This window comes from Pseudomonas savastanoi, from assembly GCF_020917325.1.
Taxonomy (GTDB): Bacteria; Pseudomonadota; Gammaproteobacteria; order Pseudomonadales; family Pseudomonadaceae; genus Aquipseudomonas; species Aquipseudomonas amygdali.
In genome coordinates, this window is sequence record NZ_CP076652.1 from 2,830,584 (window position 1) to 2,849,721 (window position 19,138).

Genomic DNA, 19,138 nt, shown 5'->3' on the forward strand with positions numbered 1-19,138 from the left:
CGGCTGCGCGCATGCAACCACAGCATTGCAGGACCTGTCATGACATCGACCACTGAACATTCAACGCCTCCGGACACTCTCGATAGCCTGTTGGGCATTGCGCCGGGCAGTCCGCTGCACACAGTTCGACACGCGCGGGACAAGGTCGCACTGGCGACCCAGGGTAGTCAGGATTTGTTTTTTGCCCCGACGCTGGAGCACAACCTGTCGTTGAACGAGCGTCTCTGGGTTGCTTATTACGCGACCCTGCTGAGCCTGCAACCGACCCTCAGCGAGCATTATCTTTCGCAATTGCAGGCGACTGGCGCGCAGGCAAGCGTACTGGCCGATGTGAGCGCCAGCCGAATCGATCTGCTGGAGGACCCGCGCCTGGCTGCGATCCTGCGTTTTACCCGCACCCTGATCGAGTCTCCGGTACACGGCGATCAAAGCGCCCTGCAGGCCCTGCAACATGAGGGCCTGAGCACCGCTGAAATCGTGGTGCTGGCGCAATTGATCGCATTCCTGTCCTATCAAGTGCGTCTGGCCGCAGGGCTGGATGCGTTAAAGTCTGCCGGAGCAGTCTGATGAGCGAACTGATTGAAATTGAGGGTTTCACCAATCAGGTACTGGGCTGGAAAGCCTGGCTGCCAACCGTGGACCTGAACAGCGCGACCGCCGGGCAGGTTGCGGTGCTTGAAGAAAGCCATCCGCAGGCCAAGACCTCGGATTACTACCTGACCCTGGCACATCACCCAGACATCCTTCGCCAGCGTTCACAGGCGTTCAACGCGATCATGTACGCACCGGGTGGCTTGTCGCGCGCCGAACGGGAACTGGCGAGCACCGTCGTGTCGCGAATCAACCGCTGCGTCTATTGCGCGTCAGTGCATGCGCAACGCTTCGAACAACTGGCCAAGCGCAATGATGTTATCGCCCAGATATTTGCCGACCCCCATACGGCAGGTACGACCGCGCGTGAAAAAGCCATCGTGCAGTTCGCCATCGACCTGACGCTTGAACCGGCCTCGCTCAACGCCGGGCACATCAATGCACTGCGCGAGCAAGGGTTGGACGATGCGCAGGTGCTGGACCTGATTCACGCCATCTCGATATTCGCCTGGGCCAATCGGCTCATGCTCAATCTGGGAGAACCGTTGTTTCCCGAGGTTTAAAGCCTGCGGTGTTCTCAATCGCTGCCGCGCTTCAGTAATGGTCGGGGCGAAGTCTGGCCCGGTCGTTGCAGGTTCACTGCACAAGTGAACAAGCGACCTGGACACGATTGAGGTAATGGAATGCTGATAGCGCACATTTCGGACACACATGTACGGCCCAGAGGGCTGCTTTATCAAGGCGTTGTCGATTCGAATGCAATGCTGGCAGCTGCCGTCGACACGATAAACGCCCTGGATCCGCCGCCTGATCTGATTCTGTTCAGCGGCGATCTGGTGGACGAGGGGCGGCCCGAGGAGTACGCAATGGCCCGAGAGCTACTGCAGCCGCTGCGCCAGAGGCTTTTGATGATACCGGGCAACCATGATCATCGGCAGAACCTGCGTAATGCCTTCCCGGAGCACAATTACTTCATCAATGAGGAAAACTGCAGCTTCGTCGACTCGGGTTCCGCGCCGATGCGCATCATCGGACTGGATATCAGCGTGCCCGAACAGCACCACGGCGATATGACCGATACTGCCACCCAATGGCTGGATCGCACGCTGGCGCTGGAGCCTGACAAACCGACGCTGATCATGATGCACCAGCCGCCGTTTTCAAGTGGCATTCACTGCATCGACGCCTATCGCTGTGAAAGAGGCGAGCGGCTGGCCGAGGTTGTCTCCAGATACCCGGCTGTCGAGAGAATCGTTTGCGGTCATATTCATCGTTTCATGCAACTGCGCTTTGGCGGCACGCTGATGTGTACGGCACCGAGCACAACGACGGCCATTGCCTTGCAACTGCACCCGGAGGCTGCCGACGCTTCCTATGTCGAGCCTCCAGCGCTGCTGCTGCACCACTGGAAGGCCGACACTGGTCTGATTACCCACTGGTTGCCAATAGGCCGTTTCGAAGGGCCTTTTGACTTCGCTTGAACCAACGTATCAGCCTGGCAGCCAGACGCTGTCAGGCCACTTGTTCCTTGGCCAGATTGACCAGAATGATGCCCGCGATGATCAGGCCGATACCGCTCACGGCCATTAACGTGGGCACCTGTTGATAGCGAAACGCGGCAATGACAGTGATCAGCGTAATGCCCAACCCTGACCACATGGAGGTGATCAGGGACATGGGCAAGTCCCGTTGTGCATACCCCAGGCAGACGATTCCGAGCCCGTAGCCCGCGATAGAGGCAATAACCGGGACCCAGCGGGTGAAGCCGTTACTTTCTTTCAGTGCGATGGTCGCCACTGTTTCAGCGACAATTCCTGCGAGCAGGAACAAATAGGCTTTTATGAGCATGGCGGCAGATCGCTTTTCAGGCATTCAGGAAGGGAGAGAAATGATGCGGTCGGCGTAAAACCCGTTGAACGGGGTGCGCAAGGACACCGAGTAAGCGCCGGTCGATTGGAATTCCAGCCAGTCGCTTTCCCTGATATCGCTGGCGAGCGTGTAGGGGAAGGCCAGGCGATCCATGCTGTCGCAGGTGGGGCCGAAGATATTGAACGTGTTTTCCGCTGCACCGGTGTAAGGGGTGCCGTCCCGCCACACGCGTGCGGGAAATTGCAGCCACTGCTGGGCTGAGAGCAAACCGCCAAAAATACCGGCACCACAAAAAACACTGTGTTCGCGTCTTGAAAGCACCCGTGCAAATAGCGACATGCCGCCGTAGACCAGGCCACGACCCGCTTCGCAGATCAGGTTCAGGTCCTTCAGTGTCGGGCTGGTCTGGATATGCTCGCAGACTCTGCCAACCAGGTCTGGCGTATTGCCCATGGAGTTCAGGTAATTGCCCGGAAACCCGCCACCGATATCCAGGTGCCTGACGTGCTCGGCGGTGTCGCGCACAATGGCATCGGCGTCATTGAGGGCAGCGAGCCACGGGCCGTCTTCAATGGCTTGCGAACCGACATGGAATGACAGCCCGAGTGACCAGTCGGTGCTGGACGCCACTTGATGCACCAGTTGCGTCGCTAACACCGGACTTGCCCCGAATTTTCCTCTGAGATCATAAACCGCCGTCGACTCGGAGGGTGCGTAGCGCACGAACAGGCTGATCGTGCTGTCGCGCTCGGGCAACACGTCCCGCAACTTCGAGAGTTCCTCCTCACTGTCGAGCACAAATGAACGCACGCCATACCGATAGTAGGCCTCGTGCAGGCAATGGCGGGACTTCACTGGGTTCATCAGGTATTGAACTGCGTTGGGCAGCGTGTTGTGTACCGTCTGCACCTCTGCAAGCGACGCCACGTCAAAATGATTGATACCGCCCTGGCTCAAGGCTTCAAGTACCTGCACAAGTGGATTGGCCTTCATTGCATACAGCACGGTACCTGGAAAACAGCCACTGAATTGCTGCGCATTCCGAGTGATCCAGCGCGGGTCAACGGTATAGAAGGTGTCGTTGGTGTCGTCGGCTAATTGTGCAAGAAGTGTGTCCACGTTGAACTTCCCTGGCTTCGAAGTGTGAGCAGAGTTTGAGCAAGCTTCGTGCCACTGCTTTATCAGGCGGCTGAACAAACTTAACGGCAGTGATCTAATAAACATGTATACAAGACGATAAGCCAAAACAGTGCGATTACGACGCTATTGAGTCGGCGTGGTGCAGTTGCTTACGTGCCCTGAAATAATAAACATGGATAGCACTTTGCTACTTTTAAAAGTGGCTTATACATAATTCGATACATATATTAAAGTTGTCATATTTCGAAGGTTTACGAAAAAAAGTCAGTGAATTTAAAAGCTTGCTGATCTTTCGGTCACGCTTCAGACCGGCGTTGGCGATTATCTGGCACCTTGCCAATACACGATGATCAATAACGGTGGCACGCCACTTGCTGGGTACAACATCGTGAAGTAATGGGGCTTGTTCCATTGCGTCAGCGCTCGCGTTAACGACGACGAAGTAATTCATGGTCATGGATCAGGCAGGGGGTTGCTCGGCAAGCCGAATAGCAGCCCCAATGAAGTCACCGTTATCGAGTGGAAGGTGTACATGGATTTTCGTGCTTTTTATTCAGGCAACGCCCTGCAGTTTCTGGCCTCGCGCCAACTTGCTTTTTCTGAACTGGAAGAGGTTGTAAAACGCCAGTATGCCGATGCACAACTGGCGCTGATCAGCAGCTCTCCCGTACATGGCATCGCTAATGCGGCCAGTGATATAGACCTGATATGTGTGACCGATGATCGGCAGTCCGATCAATCGATGGCTTCGCAGATTTACCACAATGAACACCACATGGAAGTGGTGGCATTTGCGTGCGAAGAAGTTCATGGCGCGTTCTCCCAACTGGCGACGGACGCACACAAAACCACCGCACAGAAACTCGTTGCGTTCAAGCAGTGGGACAAGCAGCAGGCGGTATCGCGAAAGTACCTGGAACGCCTGGTCTGCGCGGTGTCGACCGATCAGTCGCTTCCTTATCTGGACAGTCAGAAGGACTTGAGTTCGATCTGGTCGGTGGCAGCGTTCGACGACTTCCGGCAGAGCGCCTGCTTTTCAGTGCTGGCTTGGCGCAGCGGCGAATACCGCGCGGCCGCCGCCTATGCCTGCAACGCCGCACTGTTTCTGATGAACGCGACGCTGGCCAGTCACGGCTGGGTCAACTCCAATCGCAAGTGGACACTCCTGCGATGGGACCGCGCGCTCAACAGGTACGGCATGCTGAATGACGACGGCCTTGCCCGTGCCATCGGGCAGCTGTGGCAACGCGCCTATCCTGCCTGCCGCAATGGATTGCAGGGGGCAGGCCTCATGCAATTGTGTGAATTGACCCAGCTCGCCGAGCAAACCTTTGCCTGCGAAGCGGACTATGCCGCGTTAAAACCAGGTATCGAGCGTTCCGCCGCCAGTGCGTTTTTGCCGGGGGTCGACTTTGTGCTCACCGACGATCAACAGGCGACGCTATTGGTACGTGTGGATGTGCCAGAGCTGTCCAGCACCCGCCCGATCGATCTTGCCGAGCAATCCCCCGAGGCTGCCGCCTGTCTTCTGCGCGCTGCGCGTGCCGGACTCGTCAGCTTCTCACTCAAGGATCACAACCCGATGCAGGGAGCACACGCATGAGTGCAATTTCAGCACAGGCCGCCGGTCGCCAGTGGTTTCCCCGGCTGAGTGGCGGCTATGTATACCCGGCAGGGCCTTACGCGCAAAAGCTGATATCGGTGGCCTGGTTGCTGATGACCGAGCTTGAAGCCTATCTGGAAGACCTCGAAGGCGCAGCGAACGAGCCTCAAGTGGTGGATGCGCTGAGAATCAAGCTGGCTGAATTGATGGTCGACATTGACTGCCGACTCGCCGGTGCCGACACCCCGAACGAGTTACACCAGTTCGCCTTGTTCAGTGAATACGGGCTCACAGACGTCATTGCTCACTCCGGGCCAGTCGCCGTCGAATGGCTGGGCGTCCCCACGGATACCGATGCCGACCGGATTGATGAGGCAAGCCGGTTGATCGAGCCGTTCAAGGAAGTTCTGCAAGCCTTTCCCGGAAAGCTGTTCAACCCGTTGCTGCCGGGCACTCAGGGCCAGGTCCTGCGGACCCTGCGTGACTGGGACCGCTCCTGCCGACTGGCAGGACGCGATGCTGCCTTTCTGGCTCCTTTGATGAGGTCTCTATGAACAGTCATGTCATGACCGCGCCTGCAGTGCCGGTGCGCAAATCATCGTTTGTCGAGCGTTACGGGGCGGTATTCGGCCGTGAGCAAGGCCTGATGCTGCGAATGGCAGGGCTTACCGCAGCCGAGCACTCGGCCCAGGGTTCGTGGATAACCGACGATACCGGTCGGCGCTGGCTGGACTTTGGATCGTTCGGCCTGCATCTGCTGGGCCATCGGCACCCGGAGGTGGTCGCTGCTCTAACGCGGCAGGTGACGTCGCTGGGCCTTTCCAGCCGGATATTGGCCAACGAACCCAGCCTCAGTGCGGCTGAGCGCCTGGTGGCCAGTGTCGGTCGGCCAGGTAATGGCGTGCTGTACGGCAACAGCGGTTCGGAGGTCATCGAAGCGGCGCTCAAACTGGTGCGCATGCAGACCGGCAAGCGGCGAATCATCGCTTTGACTCATGCTTATCACGGGCGTACCAGCGGCGCGCTGGCGGTCAGCTATGGCTACAGGGGCCACGCCTCGCTGATGCATGCCGAAGATGTGGTGTTCATCAATGCCGGTGATCTGGACGCTGCACGCAAGTCACTGGCAGAAGGCGATATTGCTGCGGTCATCGCCGAGCCTGTTCAGGGAGAGGGCGGAATCAGGCCGGTGGACCTGAGCTTTCTGGGAGAACTTGCCGGGCTATGTCGCGAGCATGACGCGTTCATGATTCATGACGAGATTCAATCAGGCCTGGGGCGCAGCGGGTCGCTGGTCTGCGGAGCGCCAGCCGACATCATCGTGTTCGGCAAAACCCTGGGCGGCGGCGTGTTCCCGGTGGCCGCCGCCATTTACGACAGCAGCCGGTTCGGCGCACCCGCGCGTGATCCGGTTGTGCATGCCTCGTCCTATGCGGGCAGCGCCCTGGCCGGGGCAGTGGTCAACGCGGTGCTCGACGTGGTTAGCAATCCCGCATTCTGCGAACGCGTCAATGAGCTGGGGCAAGTGGCCATGGAAATCCTGCGCAAACGTCTGCAGGACTGCCCGGCGGTGGCTGAAGTACGCGGTAGCGGCCTGATGATCGGTGTGGAGTTCACTTCCAGTAACTATGTGGCGCAGACCCTGATCGAGGCCGCACACCGCAATGTGCTGCTGGCTTTCTGCCTGAGCGCAACCCGGGTACTGCGGGTTTATCCCGACGCGACCATCACCCGGGACGACCTCGAACAGGGCATCAACAGTTTCTGTGATGCCGTCGACGCGGCCTATCGTTCCATCCAATGACGGAGAGTTCCTATGCCTGATGTATCAACCAGCGTGCTTCTTGGTGACTTCGAGCCTGGCGAAGTGTGGCCGATCCTCTCGGACTTCGCCCGCTATCCCGACTTCATGAGTGATGTATTGGAGGTGATCGTTCACCCCCGGCAGAGTGAATATGTCTCCAGTACGTGGCGAGTATTGATTAACGGCAGCGAGCTGACCTGGACCGAGCAGGACTGGCTGGTGACGAACGAGCGCATCGAGTTCAAACAGACCGATGGCGACCTTGAGGTCTGGTACGGCGAGTGGCTGCTGATACAACGCGCCGATGGCTTGCATGTGGACCTGAATGTCACCTTCGACCTTGGCATCCCGTCGCTGGCCGAGGTTTTGCACCCCATAGGCGAACGAGCGATTCGCGCCAATAACATCCAGATGCTCGACGGTATACGCAATCAATTGCTCGCTTGCCGTCATCAGCGGGTTGCGGCAGGGGGCTGTTGATATGCGTTCGACACTGATCATCACCGGTGCCAGCGGCGCTCTGGGCTCCTGGTTCGTACGCGACTGGCTCAGTCAGCATCCGGAGTCGCATGTCATGGCCTTGTGTCGTTCCGGGCAAGCTGCCAGTCGCTGCCTGCAAGACCTGCCGGCGGACAGCCGCTCGCGGCTTGAGTGCCGGATCGCCGACCTTACAGATGCCGCTTCCCTGAATGCGCTGGCGGACACCATGCCAGCCATCGAGAGCGCCACGGCGGTCCACCTCGCTGCCGATGTGGCCTGGGACAAGACGTTCGAAGAGATGCATGAGCTGAATGTCGAAGGTGCGCAGCTGTTCTGCGGTTTTGTCCAGAAACTGGTGCGCAAGCCGCACTTCATCTACGTGTCCACGGCTTTCACGCAGTGTGAGGGATGGACCTATCGCAACGGTTATGAGGAAAGCAAGGCCGCTGCCGAGCGGGGGTTACGCGAAACCTTCGGCAGGCAAATGCCGATTTCCGTGTTCAGTTGCAGCCTGGTCATCGGCGCTACCAGCGACGGCGCAATCAGTCGTTTTCATGGGCTGTATCCGTTGATCCGCTTCATCAATTCCTTTTCACCGCCGTTTCTGGTCGGCAACCGCGAAGGGCTGTTTGACCTGGTGCCTATCGACTGGGTGGTCGACGAATTGATCCACCTGGTCAGTCATTGCGTCGCAGGTGGAGACGCGCGCGAGGTTGTGGCGTCGGCAGGAGATGCGCGCCTGCCTTATGAGCAGGTAATCCGCATCATCGAGTCGCGTGTCGACCATGCGCGACAGGAAGCGGGCGTGGCACCGTTGACGCCGGCACCGATCCTGCGCAGTCGGCAATGGGCGTTCCTCAAGCGCTCGTTGGTTGCATGGCGGCCGGAGGGTATTTCAACCCGGGATTTCCGCTATTTCGAGCGCCTGTTACAGATCTATGGCGTGTACGCCGAAAGCGATCTGGTCAGACCCCCGTTGAATGTCCGGCACCCGGCACCCAGCGCAGAAATATTTTTACCCAGAGCGGTGGATTACTGGCTGGCTCATGCGCCCGATGCGCGGCTCAGCCTGGACAAGCTTGTCGCGAAATCAGCGGCAATGCACGGTTAGCAGGCCCTTTCAACGATTGAACGGGAGACGAAAGATGGAAGACACAATCGAACTCGACACGATGGACAGTGGCGCTTACGACCGACGCTCCGAGCGCGCTACGCTGGCACGTGACAACCTGTCACTGACCTCGGATCTCAAGCAACTCAGCAATTGGCGGCAGGCATTGCAGATAGGCGTGCAGTGGGCGGTGATCGTCGCCGCAGTCACGCTGGCTGAAGTCAGCGATTCGACTCTGGTTTGCATTATCGCCGTAGTCGTCATTGCGACGCGACAGCACGCGTTGCTGGTGCTCATGCACGACGCGGCGCATTTGCTGATCAGCCGTGACAAGCGGCGCAACGACCTGATCTCCAACGTCTTTCTGACGTTCCCTTTGACATTGAGCACGTCACGTTATCGGGCTCACCATATTGCCCATCACAAGCACCTTAATACGCCGACCGATCCGGACTACGCCGATGCGTTCGCACCGCCAAGTTCGGGGTTGTTCTGGCAGGCCTTGCTGCGCGACATCAGCGGGTTGTCGACCCTGCAATCGTTACGCACGATGGACAGTTTCAGCGTGATCGGGCTTTTCACCAGCCCTTCGCCCGCGACGCGCACCGAGCGCTATCAGGCTTTGGCTTTTTATGCCTGTGCAGTGCTGCTCATCAGCGCTTTCAGTGTCTGGCCGGGCGTGCTGTTGTACTGGCTGGCACCGCTGGTGTTCTTTCTTCCGCCGATTCTGCGCATTCGCAGTCTGTCGGAGCATGCCGGGCTCTCGACCCGGAGCGTGAAGCGCGATGCACGCAGCGTCAGCCCGGGCTGGCTGGAACGAGGGTTGTTTGCACCGTGCAATATCAACAGGCACTGGGAGCACCACCTTTTTCAACAGGTCCCCAGCTATCACCTGGGCACCTTATCCCGACGCCTTGCTCAGCGCCTGCCAGGCTCGGCCGCCGCCTGCAACACCGAAGGTTATCTCTGGGGCGCGCGCAGCATGCGGGCCGAATTGTACGGTGCGAACGGACAGGCACGCGCCGTGGCGTCTCTGGATCAGGAGGCTTGAACCCATGATGCTGACCGGTTCTGAAATAGTGAAAATGCGCGAGGTCGGCAGTGTCGTCATCGAGCCTTTCGACCCCATTCATGTAGAGGTCAATTCCTACGGCTGTCACCTGGCGGATCTGCTTCTGGAGTACCGCAGCGACCGCATCGATCCTCACGGGGAGCTGGAGGTGGTCGAGCATCATATTCCGCCCGAAGGCTTTGTGTTGTACCCCAACCGCTTTTACCTGGGCGCCACGGCCGAGCAGATCGGCGGTATCGATTTTGCCAGTGAGCTTTACGCCAACGTTTCCACGGCGTCCTGTGGCGTTTTCATTCAGACCAGTGCGCCGCTCGGCCACACCGGCGCGGCCATCAGCTGGACCCTGGAGATTGTCGTTACCCAGCCGGTGCGGGTCTATGCCGGCACCAAAGTGGCCAAGGTCTGCTTCTGGGCAAACTTCGGCCTGACCACCTGTTATGCGGGACGCTACTTGGGCTCCAAGAGCACCGTGCCCTCGAAAATCATTCTGGATTGACCATGATACTGACCGGTAGTGAAATCGAAAATCGTGTGCGTTCGGGTGAAATCGTCATCAGTCCGTTTTCCCATGAGAACGTCAACCCCAACAGTTACAACTTCCGCCTGCATGACCAGATGAAGGTCTACGAAGACGATGTGATCGATGTGCGCACCGAGGCGGCCACCCGAACCATCGAAATCGGCCCCGAAGGCTATGAATTGCAGCCCATGAAGCTGTACTTGGCCTCGACCATAGAAACCATGGGCAGCACCCATTTCGTGCCCACTTATGCGGCGCGTTCCTCGATTGCAAGACTGGGAATGTTCATCAACCTGTCGGCCCCGCTGGGCGACATCGGTTTCGTCGGACGCTGGACCTTGCAGCTGTATGCGTTGAACCGCATCCGTGTTTACCCCGGCATGAACATCGGTCAAATGATGTTCTGGAACGTCAAAGGCGATATCGAGCTGTATTCCGGGAAGTACCAGGGCGCGACCGAAGCCTTTGCGTCACGCATATTCATGGATTTCGAAAAGGCGCCACGCCCACAGCCGCTGGTGGTGCCCAATCTTGCGCCGTTTCCGGTTCTGGCAGCCCAGGAGGAGGTTGATGCAGTCCCGGATGCACTGGCCAGTGGGCCTGTTAGAAGGGCCACTGACCTTCCACTGATAGCAGGAGGCCGTCGTGTCCAGTAAATACTCAACCCTGCAACAGCTTGCCGCTACATTGCCGGTGCCGCCCCTGAGCGCACTGGACGATGCAGACTACCGCGTGCTCTGGCACGACTTCGCAGACCGCAAAAAGGCTATTGAAGACACGCTGAAAACCGTGCGGATCACCGCAGGTGCCTTCCTTGACGAACACATGGACAGAATCGTCCGGCTGGCCGAGTTTGAATGGAGTGAGGCTGCCGACAGCCATCTCAAGGCGCTGCTTGAGCAAACGGGCTTTGATGCCGGCAGCGAACTTGCCGTACGTTCTTCGGCGAATATCGAAGATGGTAATCAGCACAGTTTTGCCGGGATTTTCAGCACACACCTTTCGGTGCAGGGGCTACCGGCACTCAAGGCTGCGGTGCTCGATGTATGGCGCTCCGGAGTTTCCCGCCAGGCCATTCTGGAACGCTTGCGAGCGTCGATGCTGGAAACGCCGGTAGAGATGACGGTGATCGTGCAGCGCATGGTCAAGGCCCGCTTCGCAGGCGTAGCCTTCAGCCATGATCCGTTGAGCGGGGAGGCAGTAACGCTGATTGAAACCGTCGCATCGCTGGGCGAAGCGATGGTCTCCGGGGTAGAGAAGGGCATGTCGGCGCGGGTCAGCGACCAGCAATTGCTGGGTTGTGACCCTGCGCTGGAGCCGCACAAGGCGTTGCTGCTGGAGGTGGCGACACTGGCTGCCAATGCGTCTGCGGCGTTGGGGCTGCCCGCCGATATCGAGTGGGCGGCGGATGAACAGAAACTCTGGCTGCTCCAGGCAAGACCCGTCACCAGTCTGCGCGAAGCACGCAGCCTGGAGCCGGTCCTGGAATGGGCCGAACTGTATATCGCCAGTGATGAAGCACTGATGGATTTCCGGCCATTGCCTGCCTTCGCGCAGTATTTCCGAAGCAAGCGCCGCCCGCTGGCCTTGTTCGCGCAAACCCACGACGTTTCGGCAGGTCAGGCGCTGTTGGTCAAGGCAAACCGTCAGGGGCTGGTCGAGCCAGCGATGAGCCAGCTGCTTTTGGACCGACTCAACACCGATCAGGTCGTGCTGGACTTCTCCGATCAGGTACGCCAGCAGATCCTCGAGCGTGGCGCATTGCGTGAGCGCCTGCTTGAGCTCAGTGATGAGCGGGTGGTGTGTTTTGTGGTCCGCGAGTTTCTGAAAGGTGAAACAGGGCTCATCACTCAGGCGTGCGATGACGGCTCGACGACCTGCGAATGGTCATCGGAAGGCTTGCTGGCGATCAATCGCGGCATCGCCGGGACGCAACGCGCCCGGCTGGTAGCGCACGACCCGACTGGCCCGGCAGATGCCCTGCAATTGCACAGCATTACTCACGCCGCCGGCGAACTGTTGGGCTCGGTGCAACTGGAGTGGGTGAGGGCCGGGCAGCAGTTGCACCTGATTGATTTCTCGCCGTTGTCGACGTTCGTGCAGGTAGAGGACTCAACGGAAATCCGCCTCATTTCTCCGGGTTATGCCGACGGGCCGGTGGTTGTAGTAACTGCCGGTCGGCAACTGGAAGAACTGAGTATCTCAGCCACCGTGTCGATCAACTCGATCCCCACGTCCAGCTCTCTGGGGGCTGAACTGGAGGAGCTTGAGCGACAACTGCGTGCTCATGACGGACAAGCCATTGTGGTCTCGCCACGCCCCTACGCGGCACTGGCGGCGTTGCTGCCGTTCGCGCGCGGTTTTGTCTTCGAGCAGGCGTCCATGCTTTGTCATCTTTCGATCCTCTTGCGTGAACACGGCATCCCCGCCGTGGAGTCCGAGGCGCTGTATCAACAGGGGCTGGCCGGACAACGGATCACTTTCAGCCAGAGCCCGAAGGTGCTGCCTCACGCTGTCAACGAAGTACGGGAGCTACAATGACTACGGATATTTCACTGCTGTTCTTCGATCCGCACACCCTCAACGGCAGCCTTGATTCTGCGCTGGTTGCCATTGTCGACACAGAGGCTGCTAGAGCCCGTCACTCGGACAACGGTCTGTTCATCCCCAGTGGTACGTTGCATGCGCAGTGGCTTTCCAATGCCCATCACATGCATGTACCCATGCCGATGAAGGACTTCGACTTTCAAGTCTTCAATGCCGGGCAGCGCAAGCGTACGCAAGACAGTCGCTCACGCATGCATGTGCTGGACCCGACGCTTCACCGTCGGCCGTCCGATCAGGCGCTGATGGCCACTCTGGCGGTGACGCATCACCTCGGTAAATGCAGCGTTTATCACTATATCCATGAGGGCGAAGCCGGGGCCTTGTTCCTGCACCTTATGGATGTCGAACCGGTAGAACGTGCTTCCTGGAGGGCCTGGCAACGTTTGGCCCGATCCGCTGCTGCGCGTGTGGCTGTTTCGCAACCGATGCTGAGTGATGACTGCTGGTACGTGCGCTGGCGTCCGGAAATGGAGCTGGAACGTAAATTCACCTCGTTTCAGATACCTGACATGTGGCAGTTGTCCACCGCGATGCACAAAGCGTTCGGAGAGGGCGCTTTCAAGGACCTGGTGCTGGAAATCGACCGTGACTTTCAAACCTACGATTATGAATCGCACATTTTCGAAGTGACGGGCGACCCGCTCGAAACCGGTTACATCTCGTTCATTCCTCAGGCCGATGGGCTGATGGCGGTCAAACGCAAATGGTTTCTCGAAAACGCCGAATTGCGCCGTGAGGACTTCAACACCGATCAGCCGGTGGCGTTTGCCGATATCGAAACTCACGCCCGCTCGATGACCTCGGCAAATCTGTGTCGGCTCAAGCCGTTCAGGCGCACCCGGATCGACATCAATTTCGAATCGCTGAGGACCGGCAATGGTTTTGGCGCGTATTTCGATGTCTGCCGCATGGTTGACGGCAGCGCAGAGTTTGCTCAGGTCGAGGTCGAGTATTGCCGCAGCAGGACATTGCACACGCTACGTGAAGTTGAAGAAGACTTTGAAACCGTATCCAACGTGATGCGCGATTTTCTGGCGGAGCGAAACCTGCCGTTTCAGCAGGATCTCTATTCGAAACTCGACTTTGCCCGTGAGGCGAGTCGGCTCTGAATTCACTTTGCCGGGGAGATAATCATGTCGCAATCCACGACCACGCAAACGGCTATTGTGTTTGGTAGCTGGAAGATCCGCCATCAGGAGCCGTTCGGCAGCGATGACCACACGTTGTATGCCATTGCTGCGGACACGGCATTGCTGGGCGAGCTGACCGCGGTCGCTGACCTGCGAGGCAGCCACCGGGTTCTGGCCCGCTGGGACGCCGATGGGGCAATGCTTCTTGATGATGAAAACGGTGATCTGGGCGACGAAACTTGCCACAACCTGTCCGGAGCCGCCATCCCGCTTGCGGTCATCACGTTACAGGCGGACCACGTGTATATCAGTCACCTGCTGAATCGCATTGATGTGCATCGTTCGCTTTTCGTACAGCCTCCGCTTGAGATCGAGCAGCCCGCAGTCCCGCAGAACCTGTTGATGGCGCTGCGCAACGCGTTCGAACGTAACCACCTGGCGATCAACAATTGGGAATGTCGCTACACCACTACCGAGCAGACGTATGTCGAGTCCTTCGAGCTGGCGCCTGATTGCCATGCGCGGATGCTCGGCGAGGCCTGGTTTGATGCCAGTTTCAGCCCGGCAATGGCGCCGTTCACCAGTCAGTGCGGTGACGAGTTTCAGGTCTGGGATCATCAGGTGACCGCCGCCCGGGATGAGGACGGGGGCTATGTGTGGGTCGAGCATTGCAGCCGCAAACGCAAGCTGGCTGTCAATGAACCCATCGTGCAGTTGTTTCGCAGTGCGCCTGGGAGCTTGTCGGGCACGGTGAAGCACCTGGCGCTGGGCTCACCGACGCTGGAGGCCATGGCGATGAGCGTTGACAGCACATTGCAGGCACTTGGCGAGTATCGACGTTATGCATTCAGTGCGCCGTGCGAATCGGTGCAAAGCGGCAACCTGTTCGTGATCACGTTCGAGACCTGCACGCCGCTAGCTGCGCATTCGGTAAGTACGACACGCGGTGAAGTGCGCTTTCTCAAGTCCCGAGGCGTAATAGACCCTCAGGCAATTAACGCCGATCTGCACGAGCTGATGACGCGTCTGCACGCGTTCCTGGACGAGCGTCGCCAGGAATGCTGGCCGCTGGCCGACCGTTTTGCATTTCTGCACTCGCCATCGCCCTTTATCACCACCCGGGAGAGCCTGTACTCATGAGCCGCTATCTTTGCAATGGACGCTATCGATTCGAACTGGATGATCAGACCTCGGGCTCCGCACTGGCCCAGCGGCTGCGAGTGTTCCTGGCACCTTACTTTGCCGAAGTCGCGGACGACGGCCAGACAACGGTCGATTTAAGGGTCCGGCTGCACGACAGCACCGCTTTCAAACCGGAGTGGGTTGGCCTCTGCGTCACCCCCGACATCATCCGCGAAACCTATGCCCCTGGTTTTACCCTGCGTGTTCTGCGTGGCCACGACCCGCAGACCGGTCTGGACTACGCCTGGGATGCCGATACGCAGGTCGGCTACCGGATTGACCGGGCACGTCACACTGTGGATTTTCACGGCGACGAAAACGCATTCATTCACTTGATCGAGCTGGTGCGCTACTACGGCCTGCTGGTCGAGCAGGCCAAAGGCAGTGTGATCATGCATGCGTCGGCGGTGGTCGGGCCGGACGGTGGAATCGTTGCCATCGGCGGTGCGAAGGGAGCTGGCAAGACCACTACCATGCTGGACCTGGTGCTGTCCGAGGGGTATCTGTACTTTTCCGGTGACAAGCTGTTGCTGGACTGTATCGACGGCCGGGTTCGTGCCCGTGGCTGGCCAGACTACCCGCATGTCGGTGTCGGCACGCTACGTACACACCCCGAACTGGCCAAGCGACTCGATCTGGCTGCGGTGGCCGATGACCTGTCGATTGCACACACCGAAAAACGCCTGTGCATGCCTGAAACCATGCGCGCCGCACTCAAGGCCAGCCCTGAAGGGTGTGGTTGGCTGCAAACAGTCGTACTGCCCAATGTAGCGGCGCGGGGCAAGTTGCAGATCCATGCGATGAGGCACGATGCGATTTTGGAGCAAATCCACTCGCCCACGCTCTTCGAGTGGCCGCACCGTTTCGTGACCTCAACCTGGCACGGCCTGCTTGACGCCACTTCGCTGACCGATACCGTGCCAGCGCAGATCGTCCGGGGACTGCTCGGCGTGCAATGGCAAAGTCGTGTCGGCGTGGCGCGTGAACTCATCAGCGCCTGAGACAAGGAGATTCCATGAACCACGCTACCCAATTGCGTCTGGCGCTGGTGGCCCCCAGCGGCTCAGGGAAGAGCACAACCGCTCAGTTGCTGCGTGAGCATTTCGAAGAGGCCGGGCTGTCGGTAGAGGTCATCAAGCTGGCCCAGCCACTGTATGAGTTGCAAGGCCTGTTCTACGAACAGGCCGGGGTGGAGCTGGCAAGCGGCAGTCAGAACCAGCGCCTGCTGGAGTGCATCGCGCGCGAACTAAGGGTTCTGGACGGTCAGTCGCTAGTCAAGAACTTCGCACGGCGGTTGCTGCAGTCGCGTGCGCAGGTTGTCATCAATGACGACCTGCGCGATGACACCGTCGACTGGCCGTATCTGTATGAGCAAGGCTTTCAGGTAATCAAAGTGCTGGCCGATTCATCCTTGAGGCAATCGCGTCTGGGCCAGCGCGGCGATATCAGTGTGGTGGAAAACAGCGCGCTTGACCTACAGATGCGCCGGATCGACGCGGATTACGTACTGCCCAATAGCGGTTCGTTGGCGCAACTGAAGCAGCGTGTTGCAGTGGTGGCCCGATGGGCAATGCACGGTGCTCAACGGCGGATAGCTTCATGAAAGGTGTTAATCCGTTGATATGGCTATTGATCGACGGGCTGTCGTGGGAGCTGGTCAACCGTTATCGGGCAAGAAAACCTGAGCAGCCCTCTGCGGGCTGGCCGTTCTACCCGCTGTTGCCGTTGTCGCCCAATTGTCAAACCCCGCCATCATTGCTGTCGATTTTCAGCGGCACACAGGTCAGCGAGCACGGTTTGACCGGCTATCTCGTCCCCGCGCCGACACCTCGTAACTGTCTGGCCGTGGCGGATGCCTTTCAGGCCTGGCCGCGCGATATCGACATGGTCTGGGACGAATGGGCTCGCCAAGGCATCACCTTTCGCCTGTGCGCGGTGCCCTTTGTCCAGCCGGACAGGCTGGGCAGCGCATTGCTCGGGCAAAGCTGTGTCTATGAGGGCTTTTCCGTACCTCCCGAGTTGATCGAAAACGGCGGGCACCTGCGCATCGAGAGGCTGGAAATGGCTGCCAGGGTCAGCTCGCGCGAGGGCGGCGCAATGCTCGACTGGCCAGAGGAGGATGGCCGTGCCCCCTGCTGGTTGCCGCTGGGCAGTACGGTGCACTTGCCGCTGCCGGAGAAAGGGCCTGGCAACGTTTGCAAGGCGATTGCGCTGCGTGCCGTATGTGTCGAGGACCGGATAAGTGTGGTCAGTTTCGGCTACCAAGAGGTTCAGGCGCTGGATTTGCAGAGCGACAAAAGCAAGGCTTATGTGGCCAGAGACCTGACCGTGCTGTATCGCAGCGGACAACTGGGCAAGCGGCTGGATGAAGGCGGGCAGGGCACAGCGGAGTGGCTGTTGCTGGAACTGATGCGGGAGGTGCATGAAAGCTTTTGCAGCGACATTGTCGGCGCAGTCCGTGCGGGTGATGCACAGCGAGTCATCGGTTATTACCCGGTGGTCGATCTACTTTCGCATCATTTGCTCAAATACCTTACGCCAGACTGGGCCAGTGAGCGCATGCGCGAGGTCGGGCAACAGTTGTTCGATGAAGTATCGGGTTGGGTCGACGAGCTGATTCAGCGCTGCATGGATGCGGCGGGTGGCGAGGTACGCTGCGTCGCTCATTCGGATCACGGCATGGCCCCGGTCCATCACGACCTATACCCCAATGCATTTTTCGAGCGTCAGGGCTGGCTGGTCTATGACTCGGCGGGCGTGCCGGATATGCAAAAAAGCGCAGTAGTCTTTCATCCGGCAGACAACGGTCTGCTGCTGTTCCATGAGGCGCGGCTCGCGATGTCGGGGCATGACCCCCGTTCAGTCACCGAAGCCTGGCGGCAAAGCCTTGCGCAGCCTTTTCGACATGAATGGACGATGTTCGAGTACCCGGGCGAGCAGTGTTTCCCTGAAGGCTGGACGGGCTCCTGCTACTGGCAGGCTCCAAGAGGGTCCCGACTGGTTGCGGCACGTTCAGAGCACTGTGTCCGCCTCAGCCGTAAAGGTGGCGACCACACGGTGTGTGCCTCTGACCCGTGGTTGCGTGGTGTAGTACTGGATGCCAGCAGCACGCCATTGCCATGTCCTGCCAACGCTGAACTGACATTGCCCGAGATTCGCCAATGGCTGACCGCCGCGTTGTGAAACCTGCCCCGATAATTTCAGCCACAGGGAGCTTATCCATGAATTTTGACAGCCTGCTGTTGGACATCGACGGCACACTCATGCTCAAGGGACAGCCTTTACCCGGTGCAGCCGAGGCACTGAGTTTCGCCAGAGCTCAAGGGCTGCGCCTGCAACTGCTGACCAACACCACGGCAAAGATGCCGGTGGATCTGGCGCAAGAGTTGTGTCGGGCCGGAATCGAGGTGGCCCCCGACGAAATTCAAACCGCTACAACGGCCTGTGTGGGCTACTTGCAACAGCATGCGCAACTCAAGTGCCATCTGCTGGTGCCCGACTCGATCAGAGCGGCCTTCAACGGCATTCTTACAGACGATACAAACCCTGACGTGGTGGTCATCAGCGATATTGGCGAGGCATTCGATTACGCCACGCTGAATCGCTGTTTCCGCATGCTGCGGGGCGGCGCTCGTCTTATTGCGTTGCAAAAAAACCTGTTCTGGTTTGATCACGACGGCGAACGCCTTGATTGCGGAGCTTTCATCGTCGGTCTTGAGGCCGCAGCGCAGGTTCAGGCGCTGGTCATGGGCAAGCCGTCACCCATGTTCTTCAACGCCGCCTTGCGCAAGCTGGATACCTGCGCCAGCCGCACTCTGGTAGTGGGCGATGATGTGCTGACGGACTGCGCCGGGGCGAAAGCCGTTGGTGCCAGCAGCCTGCTGGTGCGTACCGGAAAATATGATCCGGCACTTTTTGATGCCCATAGGCAAAACGTGGATGCGGTGATTGACGGCATTGCAGATTTTCCGCGCTGGTGGGCCTCCGGCAATGCCGCAGATCGTCATGACCAACGTTAAGTAACCGGAT

The 19,138-nt window shown here is 59.0% G+C and carries 20 protein-coding genes; 18 read left to right on the forward strand and 2 right to left on the reverse strand.

Going from position 1 to position 19,138, the window contains the following annotated elements; all coding sequences use genetic code 11:
• Positions 1–39: 39 nt before the first annotated feature.
• From KP808_RS12255 to KP808_RS12265, 3 genes are all read left to right on the forward strand, one after another.
• Positions 40–567 (forward strand): CMD domain-containing protein, encoded by a 528-nt coding sequence (locus KP808_RS12255; protein ID WP_230018672.1) that lies wholly within the window; start codon positions 40–42, stop codon positions 565–567.
• Entirely contained in the window at positions 567–1,154 is a 588-nt protein-coding gene (locus tag KP808_RS12260) for a peroxidase-related enzyme (protein WP_230018678.1), read from the forward strand. Before KP808_RS12255 ends, KP808_RS12260 begins: the two co-directional genes overlap by 1 nt.
• Positions 1,155–1,274: 120 nt before the next feature.
• On the forward strand, positions 1,275–2,072 hold the full coding sequence (locus KP808_RS12265; protein WP_058409339.1) for a phosphodiesterase: 798 nt from the start codon (positions 1,275–1,277) through the stop codon (positions 2,070–2,072).
• Between the two features lie 31 nt (positions 2,073–2,103).
• Here the strand turns inward: KP808_RS12265 and KP808_RS12270 are convergent, their stop codons facing one another.
• Both KP808_RS12270 and KP808_RS12275 read right to left on the reverse strand, forming a co-directional pair.
• Entirely contained in the window at positions 2,104–2,439 is a 336-nt protein-coding gene (locus KP808_RS12270; protein ID WP_004662130.1) for a DMT family transporter, read from the reverse strand.
• Positions 2,440–2,463: 24 nt separating this feature from the next.
• Positions 2,464–3,579: a type III PLP-dependent enzyme domain-containing protein gene (locus tag KP808_RS12275; protein ID WP_057403032.1), complete on the reverse strand. Its 1,116-nt coding sequence runs from the start codon at positions 3,577–3,579 to the stop codon at positions 2,464–2,466.
• Between the two features lie 553 nt (positions 3,580–4,132).
• Between KP808_RS12275 and KP808_RS12280 the strand changes: the two genes are divergently transcribed.
• From KP808_RS12280 to KP808_RS12350, 15 genes are read left to right on the forward strand one after another with little or no spacing between them, the layout of a single operon-like run.
• Positions 4,133–5,203, forward strand: coding sequence for a DUF6001 family protein (locus KP808_RS12280; RefSeq protein ID WP_230018688.1), 1,071 nt, complete (start codon positions 4,133–4,135; stop codon positions 5,201–5,203).
• Positions 5,200–5,757 carry a DUF6031 family protein gene (locus KP808_RS12285; RefSeq protein ID WP_230018691.1) on the forward strand — a complete coding sequence of 186 codons (558 nt, stop codon included), beginning with the start codon at positions 5,200–5,202 and terminating at the stop codon, positions 5,755–5,757. The genes KP808_RS12280 and KP808_RS12285 overlap by 4 nt, the downstream gene beginning before the upstream one ends.
• Complete coding sequence (locus KP808_RS12290; protein WP_058409337.1) at positions 5,754–7,007, forward strand: aspartate aminotransferase family protein; 1,254 nt, start codon at positions 5,754–5,756, stop codon at positions 7,005–7,007. The genes KP808_RS12285 and KP808_RS12290 overlap by 4 nt, the downstream gene beginning before the upstream one ends.
• Before the next feature lie 12 nt (positions 7,008–7,019).
• Entirely contained in the window at positions 7,020–7,487 is a 468-nt protein-coding gene (locus tag KP808_RS12295; protein ID WP_058401533.1) for a type II toxin-antitoxin system RatA family toxin, read from the forward strand.
• A 1-nt stretch (position 7,488) separates the two neighbouring features.
• Positions 7,489–8,598 carry an SDR family oxidoreductase gene (locus KP808_RS12300; protein ID WP_230018693.1) on the forward strand — a complete coding sequence of 370 codons (1,110 nt, stop codon included), beginning with the start codon at positions 7,489–7,491 and terminating at the stop codon, positions 8,596–8,598.
• 34 nt (positions 8,599–8,632) lie between these two features.
• Entirely contained in the window at positions 8,633–9,649 is a 1,017-nt protein-coding gene (locus tag KP808_RS12305) for a fatty acid desaturase family protein (RefSeq protein WP_057403036.1), read from the forward strand.
• A gap of 4 nt (positions 9,650–9,653) precedes the next feature.
• Complete coding sequence (locus tag KP808_RS12310) at positions 9,654–10,166, forward strand: dCTP deaminase (protein ID WP_004667600.1); 513 nt, start codon at positions 9,654–9,656, stop codon at positions 10,164–10,166.
• A 2-nt stretch (positions 10,167–10,168) separates the two neighbouring features.
• Positions 10,169–10,846 carry a dCTP deaminase gene (gene dcd / locus KP808_RS12315; protein WP_057403037.1) on the forward strand — a complete coding sequence of 226 codons (678 nt, stop codon included), beginning with the start codon at positions 10,169–10,171 and terminating at the stop codon, positions 10,844–10,846.
• Positions 10,836–12,731, forward strand: coding sequence for a PEP/pyruvate-binding domain-containing protein (locus KP808_RS12320; RefSeq protein ID WP_230018695.1), 1,896 nt, complete (start codon positions 10,836–10,838; stop codon positions 12,729–12,731). The genes dcd and KP808_RS12320 overlap by 11 nt, the downstream gene beginning before the upstream one ends.
• Positions 12,728–13,906, forward strand: coding sequence for a hypothetical protein (locus tag KP808_RS12325; RefSeq protein WP_057403039.1), 1,179 nt, complete (start codon positions 12,728–12,730; stop codon positions 13,904–13,906). The genes KP808_RS12320 and KP808_RS12325 overlap by 4 nt, the downstream gene beginning before the upstream one ends.
• A 24-nt stretch (positions 13,907–13,930) precedes the next feature.
• Positions 13,931–15,067: a hypothetical protein gene (locus KP808_RS12330; protein ID WP_058409333.1), complete on the forward strand. Its 1,137-nt coding sequence runs from the start codon at positions 13,931–13,933 to the stop codon at positions 15,065–15,067.
• Positions 15,064–16,110 (forward strand): hypothetical protein, encoded by a 1,047-nt coding sequence (locus KP808_RS12335; protein WP_230018697.1) that lies wholly within the window; start codon positions 15,064–15,066, stop codon positions 16,108–16,110. The genes KP808_RS12330 and KP808_RS12335 overlap by 4 nt, the downstream gene beginning before the upstream one ends.
• A gap of 14 nt (positions 16,111–16,124) precedes the next feature.
• Positions 16,125–16,712 (forward strand): dephospho-CoA kinase, encoded by a 588-nt coding sequence (locus KP808_RS12340; RefSeq protein ID WP_044321502.1) that lies wholly within the window; start codon positions 16,125–16,127, stop codon positions 16,710–16,712.
• Positions 16,709–18,292 carry an alkaline phosphatase family protein gene (locus tag KP808_RS12345; RefSeq protein ID WP_230018699.1) on the forward strand — a complete coding sequence of 528 codons (1,584 nt, stop codon included), beginning with the start codon at positions 16,709–16,711 and terminating at the stop codon, positions 18,290–18,292. The genes KP808_RS12340 and KP808_RS12345 overlap by 4 nt, the downstream gene beginning before the upstream one ends.
• Before the next feature lie 38 nt (positions 18,293–18,330).
• Positions 18,331–19,128 carry a TIGR01458 family HAD-type hydrolase gene (locus tag KP808_RS12350; RefSeq protein WP_057403044.1) on the forward strand — a complete coding sequence of 266 codons (798 nt, stop codon included), beginning with the start codon at positions 18,331–18,333 and terminating at the stop codon, positions 19,126–19,128.
• The last annotated feature ends 10 nt before the right edge of the window (positions 19,129–19,138 follow it).